The sequence below is a fragment of the Danxiaibacter flavus genome (assembly GCF_041060425.1).
Taxonomy (GTDB): domain Bacteria; phylum Bacteroidota; class Bacteroidia; order Chitinophagales; family Chitinophagaceae; genus Danxiaibacter; species Danxiaibacter flavus.
This window is the reverse complement of record NZ_JAULBC010000008.1, coordinates 311,842-337,127: the sequence shown is the minus strand read 5'-3', so window position 1 is coordinate 337,127 and position 25,286 is coordinate 311,842. Positions and strand designations below refer to the sequence as shown.

The 25,286-nt window shown below is 41.5% G+C and carries 19 protein-coding genes; 13 read left to right on the top strand and 6 right to left on the bottom strand.

Annotated elements, in window-relative coordinates:
* Window positions 1-172: 172 nt before the first annotated feature.
* The 5 genes from pdxR (at window position 173) to QTN47_RS22995 (ending at window position 6,386) form a co-directional block, all read left to right on the top strand.
* Complete coding sequence (gene pdxR, locus QTN47_RS23015; protein ID WP_369331789.1) at window positions 173-1,708, top strand: MocR-like pyridoxine biosynthesis transcription factor PdxR; 1,536 nt, start codon at window positions 173-175, stop codon at window positions 1,706-1,708.
* A gap of 319 nt (window positions 1,709-2,027) precedes the next feature.
* Window positions 2,028-2,963, top strand: coding sequence for a haloalkane dehalogenase (locus QTN47_RS23010; RefSeq protein ID WP_369331788.1), 936 nt, complete (start codon window positions 2,028-2,030; stop codon window positions 2,961-2,963).
* Window positions 2,964-3,056: 93 nt separating this feature from the next.
* Complete coding sequence (locus QTN47_RS23005) at window positions 3,057-3,518, top strand: carboxymuconolactone decarboxylase family protein (protein WP_369331787.1); 462 nt, start codon at window positions 3,057-3,059, stop codon at window positions 3,516-3,518.
* 345 nt (window positions 3,519-3,863) lie between these two features.
* Window positions 3,864-4,943 carry an aromatic ring-hydroxylating oxygenase subunit alpha gene (locus QTN47_RS23000; RefSeq protein WP_369331786.1) on the top strand — a complete coding sequence of 360 codons (1,080 nt, stop codon included), beginning with the start codon at window positions 3,864-3,866 and terminating at the stop codon, window positions 4,941-4,943.
* Between the two features lie 15 nt (window positions 4,944-4,958).
* Window positions 4,959-6,386: an amino acid permease gene (locus QTN47_RS22995; RefSeq protein ID WP_369331785.1), complete on the top strand. Its 1,428-nt coding sequence runs from the start codon at window positions 4,959-4,961 to the stop codon at window positions 6,384-6,386.
* Window positions 6,387-6,396: 10 nt separating this feature from the next.
* Here the strand turns inward: QTN47_RS22995 and QTN47_RS22990 are convergent, their stop codons facing one another.
* A complete protein-coding gene (locus tag QTN47_RS22990) occupies window positions 6,397-10,047 on the bottom strand; it encodes a hypothetical protein (protein ID WP_369331784.1) in 3,651 nt (1,216 codons plus the stop codon).
* A 385-nt stretch (window positions 10,048-10,432) separates the two neighbouring features.
* Between QTN47_RS22990 and QTN47_RS22985 the strand changes: the two genes are divergently transcribed.
* The gene (locus QTN47_RS22985; RefSeq protein ID WP_369331783.1) at window positions 10,433-10,855 is read left to right on the top strand and encodes a TerB family tellurite resistance protein; all 423 of its coding nucleotides are present in this window, start codon (window positions 10,433-10,435) and stop codon (window positions 10,853-10,855) included.
* An 83-nt stretch (window positions 10,856-10,938) separates the two neighbouring features.
* On the opposite strand, the gene QTN47_RS22980 is transcribed toward QTN47_RS22985, so the two are convergent.
* A complete protein-coding gene (locus QTN47_RS22980) occupies window positions 10,939-11,739 on the bottom strand; it encodes a hypothetical protein (protein WP_369331782.1) in 801 nt (266 codons plus the stop codon).
* A 248-nt stretch (window positions 11,740-11,987) separates the two neighbouring features.
* Between QTN47_RS22980 and QTN47_RS22975 the strand changes: the two genes are divergently transcribed.
* The gene (locus QTN47_RS22975) at window positions 11,988-12,260 is read left to right on the top strand and encodes a hypothetical protein (protein WP_369331781.1); all 273 of its coding nucleotides are present in this window, start codon (window positions 11,988-11,990) and stop codon (window positions 12,258-12,260) included.
* 244 nt (window positions 12,261-12,504) lie between these two features.
* Here the strand turns inward: QTN47_RS22975 and QTN47_RS22970 are convergent, their stop codons facing one another.
* Complete coding sequence (locus QTN47_RS22970; RefSeq protein WP_369331780.1) at window positions 12,505-13,089, bottom strand: PhnA domain-containing protein; 585 nt, start codon at window positions 13,087-13,089, stop codon at window positions 12,505-12,507.
* A 291-nt stretch (window positions 13,090-13,380) separates the two neighbouring features.
* On the opposite strand from QTN47_RS22970, the gene QTN47_RS22965 reads away from it, so the two are divergent.
* The 5 genes from QTN47_RS22965 (at window position 13,381) to QTN47_RS22945 (ending at window position 21,842) form a co-directional block, all read left to right on the top strand.
* Entirely contained in the window at window positions 13,381-13,977 is a 597-nt protein-coding gene (locus QTN47_RS22965) for an RNA polymerase sigma-70 factor (protein ID WP_369331779.1), read from the top strand.
* A 194-nt stretch (window positions 13,978-14,171) separates the two neighbouring features.
* On the top strand, window positions 14,172-15,284 hold the full coding sequence (locus QTN47_RS22960) for a FecR family protein (protein ID WP_369331778.1): 1,113 nt from the start codon (window positions 14,172-14,174) through the stop codon (window positions 15,282-15,284).
* 186 nt (window positions 15,285-15,470) lie between these two features.
* On the top strand, window positions 15,471-18,761 hold the full coding sequence (locus tag QTN47_RS22955) for a TonB-dependent receptor (protein WP_369331777.1): 3,291 nt from the start codon (window positions 15,471-15,473) through the stop codon (window positions 18,759-18,761).
* Between the two features lie 45 nt (window positions 18,762-18,806).
* Window positions 18,807-20,279 carry a RagB/SusD family nutrient uptake outer membrane protein gene (locus tag QTN47_RS22950; protein ID WP_369331776.1) on the top strand — a complete coding sequence of 491 codons (1,473 nt, stop codon included), beginning with the start codon at window positions 18,807-18,809 and terminating at the stop codon, window positions 20,277-20,279.
* Window positions 20,280-20,423: 144 nt separating this feature from the next.
* Window positions 20,424-21,842: a glycoside hydrolase family 30 protein gene (locus QTN47_RS22945; RefSeq protein ID WP_369331775.1), complete on the top strand. Its 1,419-nt coding sequence runs from the start codon at window positions 20,424-20,426 to the stop codon at window positions 21,840-21,842.
* Between the two features lie 113 nt (window positions 21,843-21,955).
* Here QTN47_RS22945 and QTN47_RS22940 read toward each other — a convergent pair whose 3' ends face one another.
* Entirely contained in the window at window positions 21,956-22,414 is a 459-nt protein-coding gene (locus QTN47_RS22940; RefSeq protein ID WP_369331774.1) for a hypothetical protein, read from the bottom strand.
* Between the two features lie 341 nt (window positions 22,415-22,755).
* The gene (locus tag QTN47_RS22935) at window positions 22,756-23,127 is read right to left on the bottom strand and encodes a co-chaperone GroES (RefSeq protein WP_369331773.1); all 372 of its coding nucleotides are present in this window, start codon (window positions 23,125-23,127) and stop codon (window positions 22,756-22,758) included.
* 162 nt (window positions 23,128-23,289) lie between these two features.
* On the opposite strand from QTN47_RS22935, the gene QTN47_RS22930 reads away from it, so the two are divergent.
* Window positions 23,290-23,994 (top strand): response regulator transcription factor, encoded by a 705-nt coding sequence (locus QTN47_RS22930; protein WP_369331772.1) that lies wholly within the window; start codon window positions 23,290-23,292, stop codon window positions 23,992-23,994.
* 189 nt (window positions 23,995-24,183) lie between these two features.
* Here the strand turns inward: QTN47_RS22930 and ruvB are convergent, their stop codons facing one another.
* Window positions 24,184-25,239: a Holliday junction branch migration DNA helicase RuvB gene (ruvB, locus tag QTN47_RS22925; protein ID WP_439100193.1), complete on the bottom strand. Its 1,056-nt coding sequence runs from the start codon at window positions 25,237-25,239 to the stop codon at window positions 24,184-24,186.
* Window positions 25,240-25,286: the final 47 nt, after the last annotated feature.

The following is a 25,286-nucleotide window of genomic DNA, read 5'->3' as shown; positions in this document are numbered from 1 at the left end:
CGAAGTTTAACCTAATCCCCTGCCCGTCCGGTCAGGCGGGCTTCGGGATTGTATAAATTGAGCTTACTCTTCTTAATAAAATCAGACTGATTAGCCTCACCGTTGTTAATTAAAGGCTATTCCACGCTTTTAGCCGGGCAACAATAATCTCAAATTTTAAATATCCCGCTCCTTGCCAAAAGAATCACCTGAAATACACCTTGCCGGAATCAAGCTTTCGAAAAGCTCTGAGGATCCATTATATCTACAGCTTTACAATCAACTTAGAACAATGATCATTGAAGGACGTCTGCGTTCCGGCGACAGGCTTCCGGCAAGCAGAACATTGGCAACTGAACTGGGCGCATCACGTGTCATTGTCAGCCAGGCGTACGAACAACTGATTATTGAGGGATATCTATCAGGCAAGACTGGTGCCGGTACTTTTGTAGCAGATACACTTCCTGACCAACTATTGCATGTTGGAGCCAGGCAAACAACCTCAAAGAAGAAAGCTGCAACTGAAGTAAACAAACCTGTAGTGAGTTTGCCTCAAAGCGAGATGCAGACGAAGATTGAACCTTTTCAATTAGGCATTCCATCGCTCGACTATTTTCCCTATAAAACCTGGCAAACAACAGGCAACAAAGTGTTGAAGGATTTGAAAAAGCACAATCTCGGTTATGGAGACTCCCTCGGTTATTGGCCGCTGCGCAAAGCAATAGCATCTTATCTCCGCTTATCGCGTGCTGTACAATGTGAAGCTGACCAGGTTGTTATTGTAACAGGTGCACAGCAAGGTATGAATATGGTTGCCGGCTTTCTGCTTAAAAAGGGTGATGAAGTATGGATGGAAGATCCGGGTTATTTTGGTGCCGTTTCCTCGTTTCTGTACGCTGGCGTAAAACTATGCCCGGTACCTGTAACTCAGGATGGAATTGATATTGATTATGCAAAGAAAAATTTCCCAGGCGCCAGGCTTGCTTACGTAACACCCTCGCACCAGTTTCCTTTAGGATGCATGTTGCCACAGAACAAAAGAACAGAGCTCTTACAATGGGCCGAAGAGAATGATACCTGGATACTGGAAGATGATTATGACAGCGAATACAGGTATGAATCGCGCCCGTTACCAAGCCTTCAGGGAATGGATAAAGCCGGCCGCGTTATTTACATGGGAACGTTTAGTAAAGTGATGTTCCCGGCGCTGAGGCTTGCTTATCTTGTATTGCCATCCGTAGAAATGGTTAAAGAATTTAACGCGTTTAAAGAGACGATTGACAGACGTTCTCCTGTTATGGAACAGCTAATGCTATGCACATTTATGGAAGAAGGGCATTTCTTGCGCCACATCCGCAAAATGCGTGTGCTGTATGCGGAACGGCTTGCTATTTTAATTGGGTTATTAAAGGCTCAATTGAGTGAATACCTGACACCATCAGATGGACAATCTGGCCTGCACTTGTTATGCTGGATCTCGGACAAAGTAGATCTTGCGTTACTGAAACAAGAAATAGAAAAGAAAAAGCTGTTTGTTTCTTTTCCTTCTGAATATACAATAGAACATAATATACCGCCGGCTATAACGTTGGGCTTCGCGGCGTTTACAAAATACAGATTGAAAATGGGTGTGGAAAAACTAAAGGAGTGTTTTGAGAATAGCTTATTGAACCACGGAGGCACGGGCGACAGGACGAAACACGACGATTTTTTGCCACGAAGACACTAAGACAGAAAGGGGCACAAAGTTTTTTTTGAACCACAAAGACCCAAGGGCACTAAGGAGCACAAAGAATTAAAGGAAAGCGCTAATGCGTATAAGGTCACAAAGCTTTAGAAAAGAACAACCTATCTTCGTGCCACTTTGTGCCCTTTGTATCTTCGTGGTTCATTTCCTCAGGCTTCAACGTATAACTTACAACGTACAACAGTTTTAGGCTTTGGGCTTTAGGCTTTAAGCTTAAATGGTCTTATCGCTTTTTACAAAATGGATATAGACATGCTTTTAAACCATAGCTAGCTTTGTTATCACAATAACAGCTAATGCTATGAAACCATCAACTAAACAGTTTTTCATTGATGAAGAAATAGAGGAACCGATTAGCGCTGAAGATAATTTCGGACGCAAAACGATAGATGTTGGAGGCGGCCGGATGAGCTATGTGGATGAGGGCGCAGGAGAGCCTGTTGTCTTTCTTCATGGCAATCCGACGTCTTCTTATTTATGGCGCAATATTATTCCCTACCTGAGTAAATACCGCAGATGTCTTGCACCCGATCTGATCGGCATGGGCAGATCTGACAAATCACCCACGGGCACTTACACCTTCACTGAGCATGCAAAATTCCTGGATGAATGGTTTAGACAATTAGGGCTCAAGAACATTGTATTGGTTTTACATGATTGGGGTTCAGCGCTTGGTTTTTATTATGCTTACCGGAACCAGGAAGTGATAAAAGGAATTGCTTACATGGAAGCGCTGGTGCTGCCTCGCTTATGGAAAGATTTCCATAACGGCCGTGACGCAATTTTCAGGATGCTGCGATCAGACAAGGGTGAAAAAATGATCTTTGAACAGAATTTCTTTATAGAAACGGTGTTACCCAAAAGTGTTATCCGCCAATTAAGCAAGGAGGAAATGGATACCTACCGCGAACCATTTAAAAATAAAAAAGATAGACTGCCGGCGCTTGTATTTCCCCGTGAATTACCCATAGAAGGAGAACCGAGAAATATTGTAACGATAGTTGAAGAGTATGGGGAATGGCTTTCTGAAAGTAAGTTTCCGAAGCTGTTGATTTCCGCAGAACCTGGCGCGCTGCTTACTGGTTCAGCACTGGAGTTTTGCAGAAAATGGCCCAACCAGCGGGAAGTGACTGTAGCAGGAATTCATTATATCCAGGAGGATTCGCCGCATGAGATAGGCGTAGCCATTCGCGAGTTTGTATTGAATGATTGTACGGAAGAAGCTTATTTACGTTAATAGAAATACAATTACATAGAGTTGCACAGAGCTGATGCAGACATGAAACTAAACGAAACCGAATCAAAAGTCTATAAATAAAACCAATAAAAGATGAAACAAAGAACTCCACTAAGAAAAATTCAGCCACCGGCCTATAAAGCAATGTTTACACTGGATGAAGAAGCTGCAAAAGTGAATATTGACCCTTTATACAAAGAACTGATCAAGATCCGTGCATCGCAGATCAATGGTTGTTCATATTGTGTAAACTCGCATTCAAAAGATGCCAGGAAGAAAGGCATGTCAGAACAAAAGTTATACCTGATCAGCGCATGGCGTGAAGCAGAAAATATCTTTAATGAAGAAGAATTGCTACTGCTCCAGATGACAGAAGAGATTACACTAATCCATCAACACGGATTAAGTGATGACGCTTATGAACGCTCTATTGCACTGTTTGGCGAACAAACAACTGCAGAGATCATCATGGCAATTGTCACCATCAACGCATGGAACAGGATCGGCGTCGCTACAAAACTGCAACCACCGGTTGAAGTGGAAGAAGTGGCGTAGACCGATTTGAGATTTGAAATTTGAGATTTGAGATTATCAAAGTTGATCAGTGCAAAAATCACGAATAGATCTGGTTATTAAACTTAAAGCAGGACGAGACAAGTGAACCGCAGATCCAAAATTTCAAATCTCAAATTTCAAATCACACTCTCTGTGCACATCTGTGTCTTCTCTGTGCTCTCTGTGTAACCCTTTTTTCTTCAAATCTCAAATTTTACCAATCACGCTGCCTGCACAAAGGCTACCGAATCAAACTGAATCATTTCAAATCTCAAATCTCAAATTTCAAATCCTCAAATTTCAAATCTCCAAATCTTCTGCCTATCTTCAAGACAAACATTGCTCATGAGGCGCTTCCATATAGATCCGGATATAACCCGCGCAAAAACGTTGTCCACCACATTCTATACTGGTCCGCAATATTTTGAGGAGGCTAAAGAAAAGATCTTCGCACCGTTGTGGCAGTTTGCCGGCGATGAAGGCATGATTGGCGAGCATGGCTCTATTCACCCCTTTACATTACTTCCTGGCTATCTTGATGAACCGTTGGTACTCACAAAAGACAAAGAAGGCAACATGCATTGCCTGTCAAATGTCTGCACGCATCGCGGCAATCTTGTAGCTTATGAAGCAGGAAAAGCTAACCTGTTGCGATGCAGATATCATGGAAGGCAATTCCTGCTGGATGGATCTTTTCTTTCTATGCCTGAATTCAAAGAGGTTCAAAATTTTCCCGAACCTTGTGATAATCTTACATCATTACCGCTGTTTAAGTGGGGCAAACTGTTATTCACAAGCTTACGGAGCGGCATTGACGCTGCTGAGCTTTTCCGCGAAATGATGGAAAGGGTAAGCTGGCTGCCAATGGATAAGCTTGTCTTTAGAGCCGATCTTTCAAAAGACTATCATGTAAAAGCCAATTGGGCCCTGTATTGTGAAAACTACCTGGAAGGGTTTCACATACCTTTTGTTCATTCGGGGCTGAATGCTGTACTTGATTTCGGGGAATATACAACGGAGCTTTTCCGGTATTCCAACCTGCAATTGGGTATTGGTAAAAAAGACGATGTCTGTTTCGAACTGCCTGAAACTTCTCCGGATTACGGAAAAGAAGTTGCGGCTTATTATTTCTGGGTATTCCCGAACATGATGTTTAATTTTTATCCCTGGGGACTCTCCCTTAACATCGTGCAGCCCACCGGAATAAGCAGCTGCAAAGTATCTTTTCTCTCTTATGTATATGATGAAAGCAAATTGGGAACAGGCGCCGGAAGCGGGCTGGACACAGTAGAGCATGAAGATGAGGAGGTAGTGGAGAATGTTCAGAAAGGAATCAGATCAAGATTTTACGAGCACGGACGTTATTCGGCAACAAGAGAACAGGGAACACATCATTTTCACTCACTCATAGCGCAATTCATCTAACCTAAACATTACACTGTGCCTCAACTGGAACGAAAGCTTGGAATATGGTCCTGCATATCGCTGGTTGCGGGCACAATTATAGGCAGCAGTATTTTTATGAAGCCTGCTATAATGGCTTCACAGGTTCACCTGCCATTGTTGCTTCTTGCGGTATGGCTCATAACGGGTGTTATAAGCATCTTCGGCGGAATGATCAATGCAGAAGTCGGCTCTGTGTTTCCTGAGACAGGTGGGATGTATGTCTACTTCAGGCATATGTACGGCGATTTTTTTTCCTTTTTATTTGGCTGGGCAGGACTTATTGTGATCAACACTGCGTCGATTGCGGGTATCGCGTTTTTGTTTGCACAATACTCAGACTACGTTATTCATTTACCCCGGTTTGATGCAACAACCGAACATTCTTTTGCCATAACAATTCCCTTTATTGGTAAACTTTTCTGGCTGGAAAACATTGGCGTAAAATTATCTGCTATCGCTTTGATCCTTCTGCTTACAGTTATCAATATCAGAAGTGTTAAAGCTGGAGCCTACGTACAAGTGTTCTTTACAATTATAAAATTGCTGGCTATCACATTTCTTGTTACAGGCATTTTTCTATCCGGCAAGGGAAATGTATCCAATTTTTATACAACTAAAACCGAAGTGCATTTTTCCGGGTGGGAGATCATCACGGGTATGATAGCAGCCTGCTCTGGCGCACTGGCAGCATATGACGGATGGATCGTACTCGGGTATGCAGCGGGGGAAGTAAAAAACCCGTCGAGGAATATACCCAAAGGCTTGCTGATTGGCATTTCAATCTGCATTATCGCATACATCTTTACAAACCAGGCTTATTTATATATGCTACCGATTGACGATATGAAGCTATCTCAGCACGTTGCTACAGATGCGTACGAAAAAGCTGCAGGTTTCATGGGTGGAGGTTTTATTGCTGTTCTTGTTATGATCTCAACAATAGGTGGAGTGAATGGAAATGTGCTTCCGTGCGCTCGCCTGAATTACGCCATGGCAACAGAGGGCAGGCTTTTCAAAAGTGTAGCAACGGTTCATCCCCGTTACAAAACACCTGTAACCTCGCTGTGGTTACAATGTATTATTTCCTCCCTGTTTGTGTTGTCGGGATCATTTGATATGTTGATGGATATGTTTGTTTTTATTGCATGGATCTTCTACGGATTTTTGGGCTACGGCGTAATCGTGCTGCGTCATAAAATGCCGGAAGCTCAACGCTCATACAAAGTATGGGGATATCCTTATGTACCAATTGTTTTTGTAGCCTTTTCCGCTTTTTATTTTGTGGTAACGATATACAATGAGGTAAGCAATTACAACGCAGGCAGAGCACCTGTAATCAACAGCTTGCTTGGACTGGCATTAACAGCAACGGGAGTACCGTTTTATTTTTATTTTAAAAGAAAGTATGGGAACTCCATATAAAGCTCAAAAACTAGCTATTCTTTGTATCGGCACTACTTACTGTAGTACCTCCTCTATCAAACAATTTAATAATCTGCGGCAGTAACGTAGCCAGCGCTGGAATAATCACGAGGAGCCTGGTGGTAACAACTTCCTGCTGTGTTACAATCAGGAAGACAGCAATGCCAAACAATAAGAAATAGAATACATTTCTCAGGCTTGACCAGGTGCCAGCGATATTCATATCCTGTTTCAGCCGGTTTATTTCATCGGTGCCTGTTTTGGCAATCAGGTAATTTCTGAAGCTGTAAGTAATAATGCGCAGCTGACCATCTTCATTAATTCTCAGCAGTCCCTTCACGCAAAGCCTGTAAAGAAAATCAGTATTCTTGTAGTTGGTAAAGCCATCCAGCGCGTAATCATATAAAATAAACTTCTCCTCTGTTGAACATTCACTCCAAAGGCGGTCGTAACTCTTCTCAAGCATAAACTGCCTTTTAAGTATACTGTCGTAGCCATCCTCACTGTTTGCTATGTCAGCTTCCTCTTCATCTATAATGTTCTTCACGTAGTGATCAAAACTATGCCTGCTCATGTTGGTTTGTGCTGGCATCACCACCTTATCGCCAACTTTTTTATCGGTGCTGAGCTGCTCATACATCCAGTCATATTCCGGTTCAAAATTTCTAAAATAACCGAGGAGAAAGATCTTTTTCGCCATCGATCTGATAAGAAAGAAATGTACGGTAACAAAGAGTAGCCCGATTATTAAATACAACCATGCCAGGAATGCCCTGCCAGTGTTGAATAAATTGAAGAACACAAAGGATCTTGGAGACCTGCTGGTCAACTGGATGGCATTGTCCCTATGCAGCGAATCATATATTGCATACTTTAGGTTAGTAGCGCCAGAAGTGTCCTGAAACCAACAATAGTAGTATGGGCTGTCGCTCACAAAATCAAGGTGATCTGAGGGAAGAAACAAATAGTTGGTAACCAGTTTATACAATCGATTATTAACAACATCTCTTTTTGACGAATCAAAAGCAACCCTTTTTAGTTTGCCGGAGCCACTATAGATGCCGTACCTGGACGAATATTTCAGACTATCCTGGTAACGATTATAAGCCATAGCAAAGCTATCATTGGTGGGGGTAATAAAACTCCATTTTCTTTTTCTTCTATTGTAATCAACCTCACGACTTTTTCTTTCTATATTTTCCGACAAGTAAAGTTGACGGGTTTTAATTTGTAGTGGAAGTTCCTTATTAAAAGCATAATACATAAAGCCGGCCGTTGGTATTATACTCATTATTACCACGGCCAAAAAAGTAGCAAAAGTAAAATATTGCAAATAGTTGCTTTTGTCCTGAACTGTACTTTGCGGCTTATCTTTTTTAAAGATGGCAGTAAAGAAAAATGCCAGCAGACAGATACTTATAAGTGATGCAATTGCTATATTTTTTAAGTTGCCCGATCCGATAAGATACTTTCTCAACAGAAGAAATATGAGCAATGTAAACAGGTAAAACAGGAGTATTTTTTTATTGAGCACAAAAAAAGACCGCAACGTATGATCCGGCATCTCTTCACTCAGGTTGTTCTTGATGATGTAATATCCGGTTATAGTAAGAAAAGGCAGAAATATAGCAACATCAACAAGGGTGAATGAAAGCGCATTAAACTGTTTGGCAAACAGGAAAAGTATCGTTACGAAACCAAGCAAAAGCAGCTCAAACAAAATCAACTGTTTGTAATAATTGGACTTGGATGGTTTTGGCATCATCCAATCAGGATTGCCCGGTTCAAACAATAAACGCGAAGGTTTTGCTTCTGAAAGATAATAAGCAAGAAGAAATACGAGAAACGCCGCAAACAGTACAAGCGTGCAAAAGAAAGTAAATGCAGTAATATGAAAAACAAACAAATTCTGCTCCCTGTTTTGATAATAACTGATGAGATAATAATGAAGATTCTTCATCGGCGTTACAATCATCTTAACACTAAGGCCATACAAAGTAATGTTGTCTATATAAACAGAATCCTTGTGCCGTATTGCTTTAACCAGCTCATCATTACCATCAGTTTCCTTTAAAACATTTTCGTGCATGGCGCGGGAAGACTCGGAGTGAAAAACAGTATTGCCTTTTCCGTCAACAATGCAAAATCCAAACCCCTTAGGGGTAACAGGGTTAAAGACTGAGTACATGTTGGCCGAGATCAGAATCATTTTGGCTCTTTGTATCTCATTCGCATTTTTAAAAGTAGCATTGCTTCTTGAAGATATATTAATGGTATAACCACCCGTAGCCCATGAAATGGTAGGCTGTATAGCAAAAGAATCTTTTGTTGGGTGATTGGGTAAAGCGATAAGATTGCCATCCCGCACATCTTTGAAATATTGACGCTCACGCAGGGAAAGATAACTAAACGCAGTATCAATAAAGTTCCATTTTGCAATCATTTGCCCGTTGGAATCGGCCCAGGTAACACCGTCCATATTCTTGTACGTAGACGGATAAAAATACAGGTCAGCGAACGAGTAGGTACGCTTGCCAGTTCTGCTCTTCTTATATTCCTTCCAGTAGTCAACCATAGACTTGTAGCGAACTATTGAAGAAGAATCTGCATTCTGCGAAAATCTGGAGGTATCCAGTAATGCGTCAAACTCCCGCATTTGCTTTACTACAGAATCAAGCTCTGCGTAAAAGTTACGCTGAACGGAGGCATGCAACGATCTAAGTAACTCGGTTGTGCGCTCATCGCCCATCGTGAAGATATAGCCTGTGCCAAGCAAAAGAATAAAAAAAGAAGGCCCCAGTAAAAAAGCTGCTACAAGCGTACGCACATCCGTGATATTGATATTCTCTCTCCTGCTTAAAAAATAAATTTTAAGAAATGGGAAACTGATGATAATAAGTATCACCAGTGATCCGATTGTAATGATTACAGGGTATGAAGAAGCCGTCAGACTTTGCTTGTAGATGCGTGTGGACAATAAGCCGCCAAGTATAAAGGACTGATCCCTGAATTTAAAAGGACATAGAAACATCTTATACGGCACACCGTTAACAACGATATCCGTAATGGAAGAAAGATGCAGTGGGCCTTTTTTCAGGCTTGAATCGAGATTGATATAGTCATAGTCTATGGACAACCCCGGAGATTTATAGATCAACATCTCTTCCTTTTCCAAAGTATCGTGCTTTACCAGCAATACATGCTCAAATATCCGTTCGTGCATTGACTGAATGGGCTGAATAAGATCGTGCAAGCTTTTAAAGAAAGGATCTTTCGGATGTCTGCTGTTATAAAACTTTACTGAGTCAGCCACAAATTCAATCCAAAACCGTGTTGTATCTTTTTTACGGGCGTTGTATCCATCAAAAGAACCCTTGAGCGTTTGCATAAATAAGGCAGGGTTAGTAAAAGATTCATTCCATTGAATCTTCCTGGTGGGGGTATCAGCATAGTTCCTGAAGTAAGTATCATAGCCTCCAATCATCTCCGAAAAATCATTTGTCTGATCCTGCAGTATGCGAAACGTCTTTTTGTTGAACCAGTCTTGTTGCTGGGGAATAATCACCAGGTAATTCAATGCGATAAAAAGACAAACCAATCCCGTAAGCGTGAGGATAATATACAGATTTCTTCTAAATGGGTATTTATTGGTATTGGCCATGATTTAATGTATTGCTAACATTAATCTATCGGGAAGCTAATGCCGGAGATTTCAGAAAAGGTAATGCTCAGTCTTTCTTAAATTTACGTATTATTTTTTGTAAGTGCAAGAGGGGAGGCAGAAGAAGCAAACATCGCTTCCTGGGTTATACAACGTGTTTAAAGTACGATTTACGAAGTACGAAGTACTTTAATTCAAACTTGTTCCTTCTCGACAGGCATCTTGTTTTTTCGACCTGTATATAAAACACAACGTGCCAAAAAGCTGAGTACTTCGTACTTCGTAAATCGTACTTGAATAAAACGCTGACGACTATCAATTAATCTGGCTGACCCTAATCGCCCCGGCATCAAAATTGTTTTATCGAAACAAAAAACTCAATAGTATGTATAAAGAGATTGGATCAAAAGACGCAGCTGTATGCCATTTGTTTTTGTATTGCTGCTTTAAAGATGGTGTTTTCTCCGAGGGTGAGCTGGACTCCGTTGCGGGAAAATTTGCCGCACTGGGCATGCATGAAACACTCAATTTTAAAGATGAAGTTGTCCGCTTTAAAGCTTATAAACCTACCATAACTGACGAGCGTGCGTATTTGCAATATCTGATTACAACTATCAGCTCTGCAAACGAAGCAGCTTTATTTTCCTATTGTGTGGAATTATTTTTAAGTGACGGGCAACTGGATGCCTCGGAGGATCGCCTGATCGAAACGCTCGGCGACCTTTTGGGAATCACCTCTAATGAACAATTATTTGTGAAAAAGATGATGGTACAAAGAAAGATCGTGGAAACGCAGAAATTCTTTTAACCCAACGAAGTTTATATATGCACCTTGCTTAAGGTGCTTTTTATACCTTTCTAAGTTCTGATTAATGAGTCGCACCGTTGCAATCATTGGTTGCCAGTAATATGTGCCTGTTTTTCTTTCCAGAAGCCTTTATAGTCAAAATCAATAACACTCATCTTCTCAGGCACCTTTATCTCGTCCACTTGATCACTATTTGCATAACGGAGCGCTGCTTTTTTTATGTAATAATTTTCATCTCCGGAATCAAAAGTCAGCGTAAGATTCGCCAACTCAATTTTCTCAAAGTTTTTAAACTTGAATAGCGCGCTCCTAACCGGTTGTAATAGCTTTCCCTCTCTGACTTCATAGTACGTTCCAGCCGAACTATCAAGTCTTTCCCAACTTTCAGCCAACTCGCAATTTATCTCCGGAGAAAAGCAGCTTTTAGACGGATCAAAAAAATGCACTTCAGCAGACCATTTCCAGTAAAATATGAGATCGTTATAACCATCCCTGTTCAGGTCCTGTGTTCTATCGTAATCATTGTGATTTCCAAGGTTCTCAAATTGCCACACTTTATACCAACGGCCATTTTTATTTACTTCAACCAAGCCATCATACTCCTCGTTTTGATGAACGATCCGGAGCTCGTTTTCGCCAATAGTAAAAGTATCGATGTATCCATTTGCTCCAGCGTGCGCCATATCTGAAGTCCAGAAAGGAAGACCAGCGTAGCTATTTAAGTCAATCGCATATTGCAAACTATCCTCCACGGCCGGAGCTACACTTGTTTTGGTAGAATCTACGATTTTATTTGTGGATTTAACCGAAGCGTTTTGATTACAAGAAATAAAAACCAAACCAACAAGAAGGCTTGCATAATGTCTTAGTTGCATTATAGTCATACAAAGTTTTGGTTACGGATAATTGGTTTAACAGGTATCAAATATATTGTTTAATTAATTAACCCATAAACTCAAAGAATTTTACACCAATGTCTATGAGTAGCTTTCTTCAAAAATTATATAAAATTCGTGCAACTCCGAAGATCAGCAAAAGCACCGGTAGTCTGCGTTTTGGATAAGGAATCCGGGGAAATTTTGCACTATATTCAATGATATCTGAGTACCTTAGTAATATTAAATTAAGCTTTATGGATAAGAAGAAAAATCAGCAGCAAGCTTCATCCGGAGAAGATGAAAAATTTCCGGGCTATCCCCATTATCCTGAAAAAGAAGACATTTATAACAAGGACAAAAAAGAAGAGTTTGTTGATGATAGCGTTCCCCTTTCGGAAGATCTGGATGTTCCCGGTTCAGAATTGGACGACAGCGACGAAATAATTGGTGAAGAAGATGAAGAAAATAACTATTACAGCCTGGGAGGCGACGAAAAAAATTCGCTGGAAGAAGATGAGGGAGATTAAACGTGATCTTATACAAACATTTACAAAACTTCTTTTGAATATTCGCAAACGATCTCACATCCGATGTTACATGCTCTGTTAAAAATACAGTTACACAGAGTGCCACGGAGAAGACACTGAGTTGCACAGAGAATAAATCCACACTTCGACAAGCTTACTACAAAAAAGTTGCAGCACTTGGTTGTGCAGCAACTTTTTCTTTTTAATAATATCGAAAAATTATCATGACACAATACAGCACTTCTTAGCTATTCTGTTTCCTCACATATTTTGTCAGGATTACAATTACCTGTCCTTCAATCCTGCCTTCAATCTGCTCTGTGTTATCCTCCACCAAACGGATGTTTTTTACTACCGTGCCCATTTTGGCATTAATGGTGCTACCCTTTACATCCAATGATTTTATCAGAACAACAGTATCACCCGAATTTAATATTGCGCCATTGCAATCCCTGTGCAGATCAACGGAAGCATCATTTTCATGATCGCCTGTCGCTTTTGCCCAGCTCAACATTTCATCATCAAGGTACATCATATCCAGGTTGTCAGCGGCCCAGCTTTCACCACGAAACCTGTTCAATAAACGCCAGGTAACAACCTGCACACCCGGCACTTCGCTCCACATGCTTGTAGAAAGGCATTGCCAATGGTTGCTGTCCGGCTCCTCTTTTTTCTCTATTTGAGCCAGACATTTGCCGCAAATAAGAATACTATTGTTTTCATCGCTTTGCGATTGAGGCGGTATTTCGTAAACGTCAAGGTTATCTGCAGATCCGCACAATTCGCATTTGCCTTCGCTTCTTTTCAGTAGTTGTTCTTTTAGCTTCATTATCGTTCTTTGGTTTAAATGTTTGTCAAAAGGGGGGAAAGGGGCCGGCTAAGGTATTATTTTTTTAAGAGACGAACTTGTCCCTCATTCGGAAAGACACAACCACGACCGATATTCAAAGATTCATTTACCGGTCTGTAATTGTTTACGTGAACTGCGGAGACACAAAATTCCGAAAGTTGCGGCTTTTCATGCAACGCAACAGATTAAATTGTTGCCTTTAAAAAGAGATTTTGCAGAACAACTGCTTCTCCTATAAATTTGAGGCTTATTCATCCGGCTTGCCATTTTATGAAGATTACAGGTCACGATAAAGAAAATAACGATATACTGACAGGAATTGCAAATAGCAACCAGCAATCCTTCAGGCAGTTATTTGATCTTTTCTCCGCACGCCTCATCCATTTTTCACTGGCAATATTAAAAAACCGCGAAGCGGCGATAGAAGTCGTAGACGAGGTGTTTGTCAGGCTGTGGAAAAACCGGGTAAACGCCCCGGATATACAAAATATCAGTGTTTATTTATATACGGCTGTAAAAAATGCCTCACTTAATCGTCTTTCACAGAAAGCTAAAGAACAGATCACCGATCCATTTGATTTTATCGACATACATCTTGCAACAGAGCAGAATCCCGAGCAAAAAATGATGACAGCAGAACTTTTCAAAAAAATTGAAACCGCTGTTGAAGAATTGCCTCCACGTTGTAAAATGATCTTTAAACTGGTGAGAGAAGACGGATTGAAATATAAAGAAGTAGCCGAAATACTCAATGTTTCTGTTAACACGGTAGATGCTCAAATGGTAATTGCCGTAAAGCGCATCAGTGAAAAACTCCGCAACCACCTGGAGATAAAAACTTCCAGAGAAATCAAAATTCAAAAGTAAAAGCCTGGGATAAGATTTAAGGCATGAGGTATGAGGCTTAAAGTTTTAAACCTCATACCTCACACCTCACACCTCACACCTCACACCTCACGCCTCATACCTCACACCTCACACCTCACACCTCGTCAAAAAAAGTTTCTCGCCCTTTTAGGGTCATCTTTCTTTTTCCCTGTCTGTATAGTTAAGTCACAATCATGCTTAACAATAAACTTGCTGTTTTAATCACCAGACATTTAGCCGGAGAAACTTCTGAAGAGGAGCAAAAGGAACTGTTTGACCTGCTGAAAGATCAACCGGATCAACAATATTTCCTGGATCTGCTGAGTAATTACTGGATCTCCGGCAAAGGCACATTTGCTGATGACGAAACCAACTCAGACGAACATTTTAATCACATACTCGCGCTTGCAGACGAAACAACTTCTACAAATGAGGAGCAAATAAGTGCCCCAAAAAATAATTCTTCTTTCAGGCGAAAAATATATCTATGGTCAGCCGCGGCTGCTGCATGTGCCGCAGTGTTTTTGGGTATCTATAAATATTCCGGAAAACAGCCGCAGCCAATTGTAGCCGTTTCCCATAAAAATGAAGTAAGCGCGAAAAGCGGCGCAAAATCCAGGCTGACACTTCCGGATGGAACTAAAGTATGGCTGAACGCTGAAAGCCGGATCACCTACAACAGCAGCTTTAACAGCAAATTCCGTGAAGTGGAACTGGAGGGAGAAGCATTTTTTGATGTTGTGAAAAATGCACAAAGACCATTTATAGTGCACACGTCGGGAATAGATATTAAAGTACTGGGAACTGCCTTCAACGTAAAATCTTACCCTAAAGAATCTACCATTGAGGCGACGCTCGTACGTGGCCTGATCGAAGTGATCAAAAAAAATGAACCAACAGGTCCGCGTGTTTTACTTCAACCACACGAAAAACTCATTTTTAATAAAGAAAGAGATAGCCTGAAACTGACAGTTCCGGCAAATACGATCGCAAAAACTTCATCCCAGGATATATTCATTATGCCGGTGTCTAAAAGCCTACCGGACAGCGCAATGAAGGAAACGTCCTGGGTGTACAACAAATTGATTTTTGACGGAGACAGGTTTCAGGACCTCGCAGTAAAAATGGAACGGTGGTTTGATGTAAAAATCATTTTCCGGAGTGATAGGGTGATGAATTACCGTTTTAAAGGTGTGTTTGAAAACGAGACTATTGAACAGGCTTTAAATGCCCTGCAGCTAACCGCACCCTTTACATATAAAATACATGACCATGAAGTAGAGATCTATAAATCAAAAAGCGACTAATGTACACGGGCCCGGCAAGGCCAATTGTAAGTTATCGCTTATAAAAAGGGAAACCGGCTTTCCGGCCTGACTCTGTGCAAGGATACAGGTTGAAGAAAAGCGCGGCTACCCACATTAGGCTTAACGGAAACGCGGGCGATCGGCAAATTGCTGCGTTTCCAATTGTAAAACCGTAAAACCAAAAGTATGAAAAAAAATGTGCCTGAAAACAGGCGCCGGCACGTGGTGCCTTTGCTTAAATGCTTGCTGATCATGAAAATGATTATCCTACTTACGCTATTCACTGCTTATCAGTTACACGCAGAAGTGCTTGGGCAAAAGGTAAGCGTACATGTGGAACAAACAGAAATAAAGAACGTTTTATCGGCAATTGAGAAAAATACCAACGTACGCTTTCTTTATAATTACAACCTGTTATATGCACTAAATAAGAAAGTCGATTTTACGGCAAATGACCTCAACTTTAAGACTGCATTAGATAAGCTATTGGAAAATACCGGCCTTACTTACCGGGTGCTTGACAATAACCTGGTAGTAATCCTGGCGACCTCAGAAGAGGCGGCTTACACACCTGCATCAATAACCGGAACGGTAACGGGCGAAAACAATCAACCACTACCCGGAGTAGCCGTAAAAGTAAAAGGCACCAACAACGGTGTTTTTACAGATAACAACGGCGTTTTTAAGATCACTGCCGCAGATGATGCCGTATTGGTTGTTTCTTACGTGGGATACGACGACAAGGAAGTGCCTGTTGGAGGGCAGACCAATTTAATTATTCAGTTAAGTGTTTCTACAAAATTGTTAGATCAGGTAGTAGTTGTAGGTTATGGCAGCCAGCGAAAGAAAGATCTTACAGGCTCTGTTTCAGTTGTTAGCGCCGCAGACATGGCAAACAGACCCATTGTAAACGTTGGAGAAGCCTTGCAGGGTAAGGCCACCGGCGTACAGGTGGTTTCGAATTCAGGAAAACCTGGCGCAGGATTAACCATTCGTGTAAGAGGCTCGTCTTCTATTAGTGCAGGCAACGACCCGTTATATGTTGTTGACGGCATTCCTATGACAGACATTTCCTCATACACACCCAACGATATTGAATCAATATCCATTCTTAAAGATGCGGCATCATCGTCCATATATGGGACACGTGCAGCAAATGGTGTTGTTGTGATAACTACAAAAAAGGGTGTTGCCGGAAAGTCTAAAATAGATTTCAGCATGTACTACGGCACATCCTCTACAACTAAAAAGCTGCCGGTGCTGAATGGCAAGCAATACCAGGATTATGCGAACAAAGTACTTGGCCCCGGAACCATTACAGATTCTATGGTTCAGGCGAATGATATTAACTGGCCGGACGAGGTCTTCAGACACGGCAACCAGGTAAATTACCAATTAACCGTATCAGGTGGAACAGAAAAAACACAGCATCTGATCTCATTGGGTTACAGTGACCAGGTGGGAACGATTAAACCCGCGAAATTCAATCGTCTGACTGGACGTGTAAACCTGACCACAAAAGCGAATGATTGGCTTACATTAACAACAGCAACAGTCATTACACGTTCTAATACAAACGATGTTACTGATAATGCAAGTGTGGCAAGAGGTGGTGTAGTATTATCAGCTTTAGCAACTCCTCCCACTGTGCCTAAATACAATGCTAATGGAACGATCGGTCTTAATCCGCTATCAGGATGGCAGAACCCGCTTGGTGCAATTGAAGGGCAAACAACCAAGGCAGTAACAGACAGACTCGTGTCAAACATTGGTGCGGATGTAAAACTGATGAGAGATCTGGTGTTCCGCTCACGTTTTGGTATTGATTACACAGACTATCAGCAGAATTATTTTCTTGATCCATGGCTTACTACAAACGGCCAACAAACACAAGGCCAGCTAAACCAAACTAAAAGCACACAACTGGTTTGGCTGAGCGAACAAACACTTACCTACAATAAGAACTGGGGTAAGAGCCATTTTATGGCAATGGCCGGATGGACTGTCCAAGAATCCAAGTGGAATCAGACTTACATTTCCGGAACGCAACTGGATACCGCTTATCGCCATCAGTCATGGGATGAAATGTATATGCGTACAAAGACTAAACAACCTGGCACCAAGAGTATTGATGAGTGGGCGCTGCTTTCTTATTTAGGAAGAATTACTTACGACTATGATGGCAAATATCTCTTGCAGGCAAATATCCGCTCAGACAATTCATCCAAATTTGCTCCCGGAAACAGAACAGCTACCTTCCCTTCTTTTTCTGCAGGATGGAGAATTTCGCAGGAAAAATTCATGAGTGATGTGAATGTAATCAGCGATCTTAAACTGAGAGCCGGCTGGGGTCAGAACGGTAACCAGGAAGGCATTGGCAGCTACGAATATCTTTCCCTGATGAATATTAATCCCCTTGACGGATCTACCAGCCCTGCTACCATTGCACCTAAGGATCTTACATGGGAAACCAGTACACAAACGAATTTCGGTATTGATGCCGGATTTCTTAAAAACAGGATCACCTTTTCTGCAGACTTCTATCTCAAGAAAACAAAGGATGTATTGGTTAGGGTACCCCTTTCATCCCAGATTGTGCAAAGCGTTCTGTTAAATATGGGATCTATGGAGAACAAGGGTATGGAATTCCAGGTTTCCAGTAAAAACATTGTGCAGAAAGACTTTACATGGAATACCGATTTCAACATTTCATTTAACAAGAACAAAGTTACCAGCATTGGTAATGGTATCACATTCATGAATGCTTACGGCAACATCTATGAAAGAGGAAATGCAATCGCACTTGTGCAAGGTTACGGCTTAGGCGAATTTTACGGATTTGTATCTGGTGGAGTGGATAAAAACACAGGCGATCAGTTATATGTTAACCAGGCTGGTAAAGCTGTTACTTATGCAGAGATCAAACCTTCTGACAGGCAACTTATCGGAAGCGCTTTGCCGGACTTTGTGTATGGCATGACAAACAGCCTTTCATACAAAAACTTTGATCTTACTGTCTTCTTCCAGGGATCCCAGGGCAACAAGATCTTCAACGGCGTGAGAGTGGAAACAGAAGGCATGAAAGATTCACGTAACCAAAGCACTGCTGTTTTGAGCAGGTGGCAAAACCCGGGTGATGTTACAGATATTCCAGGCATCAAAGCAAACAGCAATGACAACAGCCAGATCTCTACACGGTTCCTGGAAAACGGATCTTACCTGCGTTTTAAAACTATTACACTTTCTTACCGGTTTGATCCGAAATGGCTTACACATATCGGCTTGAGTGCTGCATCTGTGTATGTTTCAGGCCAAAATCTGATAACAATTTCCAAATACACCGGATTTGACCCTGAAGTAAGTACATATGGAACAGCTACAGATAGCGATAACAAGAACATTTCTCTTGGAATTGATTACGGAGCTTATCCCCAGGCAAAAATGTTCCTGTTTGGCGTAAATGTGTCATTAAAGTAAACCCGCAAACGGTTAAAGTCGTAAATGAATTAAACCTTGATTGTTATGAAAACAAAAATCTTATATATACTTTCCTGCAGCGGACTTGCTCTATTTGCAATGATGTGCATGCAGGCGTGTTCAAAAATTCTGGACAAACAACCTCAAACGCAAACAGTAGCGCCTGCTGACAATGCTACTATTTCAGCTGCCGACGCAGAGAATTTAATTTCCGGCGCGTATACGACTTACAGGGGCTATGATTTTGGTCTTGAATTGAATGTATTGGATCGCATAGTGAACGGCGATGCCATTGCCGACAACTGTTACGCGGGCGGTGATAACCTTGATAACATCACGTTAGACCTGTTTACTGCAAACTCCTTAAATGGTAACGTAGCGCGAGACTGGAAGGATGCATACGGCATTATAGGGCGGTTGAATATTGCAATAGACCAGGTTGAAAAATGTGTTGACCCTGCGCTTAGCGCAGGACGTAAAAACCAAATACTCGGCGAATCTAAATTCATGCGTGCCTATTCCTATTTTGATCTGGTTCGTTTGTATGGAAGAGTTCCATTATTACTGGCTCCCGCCGACACAAAGGATGCTGAGACACTACTTAATTCAACCATCGTTCCGCAATCTTCTACAGATTCAATTTATGATGCTATTTTAAAGGACCTGTGGTTTGCAAGATCCACTGTACGTTCAGTTGGAGCATCAGATTCTAAATTCACTGTAGCGACAGGCACAGTAAATGCAACACTTGCTAAAGTATATGCGAGTTTGCCAACACCAAACTGGGATTCTGTTCTATATTACTGCAATGCAACAATTCCTGATTATTCACTTGTTCCTGATTTTACTTTCCTGTGGGATAACAACCATAAAAACAACAGCGAAGCAATCTGGGAACTGAATTACGAGGGATACGATGTTATAGGCAACTGGGTTCCAAGCATTTTCCTCGGTAGTGATTGGAAACGTTTCAATACGCCAACAAATGATCTCGTAAATGCTTATACGGCGGAACATGACAGTATTCGCATGAATGCTTCTATTTCATTTGCTGATATGCGTGGTCACTGGACAGACAAATACTGGAACCTGGCCAACTATCCGTTCCTGGCTAAATACAATGATCCATTTAACGGCACCAATGATTTCTATATCATTCGTCTGCCGGATATTCTTTTGCTGAAAGCGGAAGCACTGGTTGAGAAGGCTGACATCAACGGCGCGATGGCCCTGGTTAACCAGGTTAGAGCCCGTGTTAAACTGAGCCCGAAAGCTGCAGTAAGCGCCGACGACGCCAGGAACATTATTGCAAATGAAAGAAGGCTGGAGCTTGCTTTCGAAGGCCACAGATGGTTTGACCTGCTAAGAACCGGAAAAGCAATCAGTACAATGAATGCACAAAAAGATGGCAGTGGCAATAATCTTAATTACAATGTTGATGCACATCGTTTGCTGATGCCTATTCCACAGGCGCAGATAGATCTCAATCCTTTGCTCACACAGAACGAGGGATACTAAATATATTCCAGACCGTTGTGAGTATTTGTCCTACACTTTTAAAGTGTAGGACAATACTCACAATCTTGCTCACACAGCACAAAGCATCTTAATAAAATTTACTTCCGCCGGTTTTGCCAGCGGAAATCTGTTAAACCGGGTTACATGAAAATACTACACGTTTTACTTTTCTGCACGCTAATAGTTTCCTGCTCTAAAAAAACAATGCCGGGCACATCTGCAACTCCTTCATCCGGTAATGGAACAGTTGCTTCAACGGAAGCATGGATAACAGATCCTGCATTATCAGTTCTGTTTCAAAAGAAAAATAATGTACTCACAGGTTCTTCCGGGCCGGTGATTCAGGTAGACGATAAACAATCCTTTCAAACAATTGACGGCTTTGGGTTTTGTCTTACGGGCGGCAGTGCTTTCCATATCCACAATATGGAAGAGGCAAGCCGGGCTGCGTTATTAAAAGAATTATTTGCTACAGATGGAAATAGCATTGGTACAAGCTATTTGCGGGTAAGCATCGGCGCCTCTGATCTTGACGAAAAAGTTTTTTCTTATGATGATTTGCCCGAAGGTCAGACTGATACGCTGATGGAAAAATTCAGCCTGCTGCCGGATAAAGCTTTTTTGATTCCAGTACTAAAAGAAATTCTGGCCATCAATCCTTCAATCAAAATCTTAGGATCACCATGGTCTCCACCCACATGGATGAAAACAAACAACAACTCGAAAGGAGGAAGTCTTAAACCTGAATACTATAACGCCTATGCGAGATATTTTATAAAATACATCCAGGGTATGAAAGCTGAAGGCATTACGATTGATGCCATCACGATTCAAAACGAACCTCTGCACCCGGGCAACAATCCCAGCTTACTAATGTTACCGGAACAGCAGGCAGCATTTATCAAACAAAGCCTGGGACCAGCATTTAAGTCTTCGGGTATCTCTACAAAGATTATCCTTTACGATCACAATGCTGATCGGCCGGATTATCCAATGTCCATTCTCGCAGATAAAGATGCTGCGCAGTATGTAGATGGTTCAGCGTTTCATCTTTATGCCGGACCAATTGATACACTTTCAAAAGTGCATGATGCATATCCTGATAAGAACCTTTACTTCACAGAACAATGGGTAGGTGCTCCGGGCAACTTACCTGAAGATCTTAAGTGGCATATCAAGAATCTGATTATCGGCGCTACAAGAAACTGGTGCAAGGTTTCTCTTCAGTGGAACCTCGCAGCAAACTCAAAGCAAGAACCACATACTCCGGGTGGTTGTACAGAATGTCTTGGCGCAGTTACAATAGATGGTAACCAGGTTAAACGCAATTCTGCATACTACATTATTGCACATGCAGCCAAATTTGTAAGACCCGGTTCTGTCCGCATTTCAAGCACTACAGTTAATGGGCTGCCCAATGTGGCATTCAAAACTCCTGAAGGAAAGAAAGTGCTGATCGTGTTGAATGAAAGCAATACTACACAAACATTTACTATTGAAGAGAATGGAACTTCGATGAATACAAATCTGAATAGCGGTGCAGTGGGCACGTATGTCTGGTAACAAACTTGCATTATCTAAAACATTTGTAGCCTGGAGCTGGAGAATAAATCTTCAACTTCAGGCTACTTTTTTCACAGGGCTCGCCTTGCGGCGAAGGAAGTGATTTGTATAAGTCAACTGATCAGACTGTCATGCCTGAACAGGTATGGGATTAAGAATGCTGCCAGCCCACCTATGATTATTTGTGTCCCAATGAACATTGCCCTGAAATCGCCGGGGAATTTATTTTCTTCCGGACGAACCATAAGAGCAAAGTACACAATAACACCTGTGATAATAAAAACTGCCACGCGATACAGATTGGTGCCTCTTCTCATAAAATGTGCGAAGAAATAATAGAAAATACCGCAGGCCATCAGCAATAAAGTGCTGCCAAAAATAATAGTGCCAACGTCCAGCGCATTAAATGTATAGAACTCATTAATTCGGCGATAAACTGCAATGAAAATAAGATTGGCAATTGTGCCGATAATGCCTGCAAATAATCCGCCTAGTACGCACCGGGAAAGATCGCTTTGCTGATAATCGTAACGTGACAGATCGTGGTGGTGATGTTGATAATCGGTATTCATATGCGGAGATTTTTAGCTTCAAAATCTAAACACGGTCGGCGAGGAGAAAATTGCCATTCAATTATCCGGCATACAATCTTTAAGCGAAAGCAATGCTATATTTCTTATTAATGACCATTATAAAGATACGCAAATGTTTCTTTAATTGAAAGTTCCTGCCCGACGGAGTCGTTCAGGCAGGGAAAATTGACAATTGATAATGATGGAACAATATAAAACTCTGTGATACTCAGTGGATCCTCCGTGTAACAGTGTAATTGTATTTATTTCTTTGAAAATATAAGGAGTTAGCACAGCGGTTCCCGGTTTTTCATTTTCAATTATCCCTTTTCAATTGTCAATTACAAATCCTCCTCCCTCTCCAGCATTAATATCGCGCCCTGCGGAACAATGAAATATTTATCGCCTTCATATATTACTTCTGTTGCGCCACTTAATAAAAAGATCGCAAGATCCCCTTCTTTCGCCTGAAGCGGAACATATTTTACCTGTTCTTCCTCAGATTTCCAGGACTCATTTTCAACAGGCATCGGAATAGCATATCCGGGACCGGTTTTGATTACATATCCCTGCTGCACTTTTTCTTTTTCCTGTACGCCGGGCGGAAGGTATAAGCCGGTAGATGTTTTATCGTTCGGCTGCAGTGGCTTTATCAGCACCCTATCCCCTATTACGATCAGTTTTTTCAATTTATTATCCGGAGTTAACAACATATTAGGTTTTTAAAATGCAAAATTAAAAACAAGCGTTAAACTATGGTGCAGAAATATATCAGAACGCCTGTACTAATTACCTTTAACAAAACAATGATCCAATTTTGAATCGGCGTAATAATTAGTTATATTTATTTGTTTAAAATTTAAATTCAGATAATTATGGAAGGAAAAAAATACAAAATACTGTTATGTGAGGATGATACGAATCTTGGAATGGTGTTAAAGAACTATCTCGAATTGAATGATTACGATGTTACACTGGAAAGGGACGGGCGTTTGGGACTGGCCGCATTTCAGCGTGAAAAATTTGACATATGCCTGCTGGATGTAATGATGCCCAATATGGACGGCTTTACCCTGGGTGAGGAGATCCGCGATATTGATCCAGAAGTTCCCCTGTTCTTTTTGAGTGCCAAAACAATGAAAGATGACATTATCCAGGGTTATAAGCTTGGCGCCGATGATTATATTACAAAGCCTTTTGACAGCGAAGTGTTGTTGCTCAAAATAAAAGCGATCTTAAAGCGCAATGAGGACCTTAACAAGGAAAATGAAAACATGGAATTTGATCTGGGCAGATACCATTTCAATCCTAAGTTGCGTGAATTGATTTTCGATGGCAAAACGCAAACACTTTCCCCGAAAGAAAACGAATTATTGAAAATGCTCGCAGAGCATAAAAATGATCTTTTACCAAGAGAGCGGGCATTAAAGAAAATCTGGGGCAGCGATACATACTTCAATGGCCGTAGTATGGACGTTTACATTGCTAAACTTCGTAAGTACCTGAAAGACGATGAACACATTGAAATTGTGAATATTCATGGAAATGGTTTCCGTTTGGTGGTGAAAGAACCATCTTAGGTTAATGGAGAATTGAAAATGCCTAACGGCGAAAAATTTTAGAAAAATAACTTGAATAAAAAAGGCCTGACTTCGCCAGGCTTTTTTGTTTTTTGAACCATATAAGGCATATAAGAAAATATAAGATTTATGCTGGCTCTTATATTTTCTTATATGCCTTATATGCCTTATATGGTTTAGTAATGTATTTTAATCAAACAATGTGTTTGCGCCGGTGCTGGTAAATGGTTTCTTGCCGAGGTGCTCATATGCTTTATGGGTAGCTTCGCGTCCGCGGGAAGTGCGTTGAATAAATCCTTCCTGGATCAGGAATGGCTCATAAACTTCTTCCAGTGTACCTGGTTCTTCACCTACGGCGGTGGCAATGGTGGTGATACCAACAGGTCCGCCCTTGAATTTTTCAATGATGGTTGACAAAATGCGGTTATCCATTTCATCAAGGCCGTGCTCGTCTACATTCAATGCTTTTAATGCATGACGCGTTATCCCGATGTCAATACTGCCATCGTTCAAAACCTGCGCAAAATCCCTTACCCGCCTTAAAAGACCATTTGCAATACGGGGCGTGCCGCGGCTTCTTCCAGCTATTTCCAAAGCGGCTTCAGGCGTTATAGCAGTTTGAAGTATTGAAGAACTTCTCTCGATGATCTTCTTGAGCGTTTGTGCGTTATAATATTCAAGCCTGGACTTGATACCAAAGCGGGATAACAACGGAGCCGTCAGCAAGCCGCTTCGCGTTGTTGCGCCGATCAATGTAAATGGATTCAGATTGATCTGGACACTTCTGGCATTGGGACCGCTATCGATCATGATATCAATGCGAAAATCTTCCATTGCCGCATACAGGTATTCCTCAACAACAGTACTTAATCTGTGGATCTCGTCAATAAACAATACGTCACCCGCAGAAAGATTTGTCAGTAAGCCCGCCAGGTCACCCGGCTTTTCAATAACCGGTCCGCTGGTTTCCTTAATATTCACTCCCAACTCGTTTGCAACAATTCTGGACAAAGTTGTTTTACCTAAACCGGGAGGACCGTGAAACAGGACATGATCCAATGCCTCACCGCGCAATTTTGCCGCTTTTATAAAAATGACAAGATTTTCGATAATCTGGGGTTGTCCGGCAAACTCAACGATCTCTTTCGGGCGTATCGTGTTCTCGAACTCCTTCTCTGCTGCACTTTGCTGCGATTTATCTGCCTGTAAATTGGGATTACTCATGAACTGTGATTCAAATGCCAAAAATAGGTTTTTTAAACCACGGAGGCACAGGCGAAGAAACGAAACAC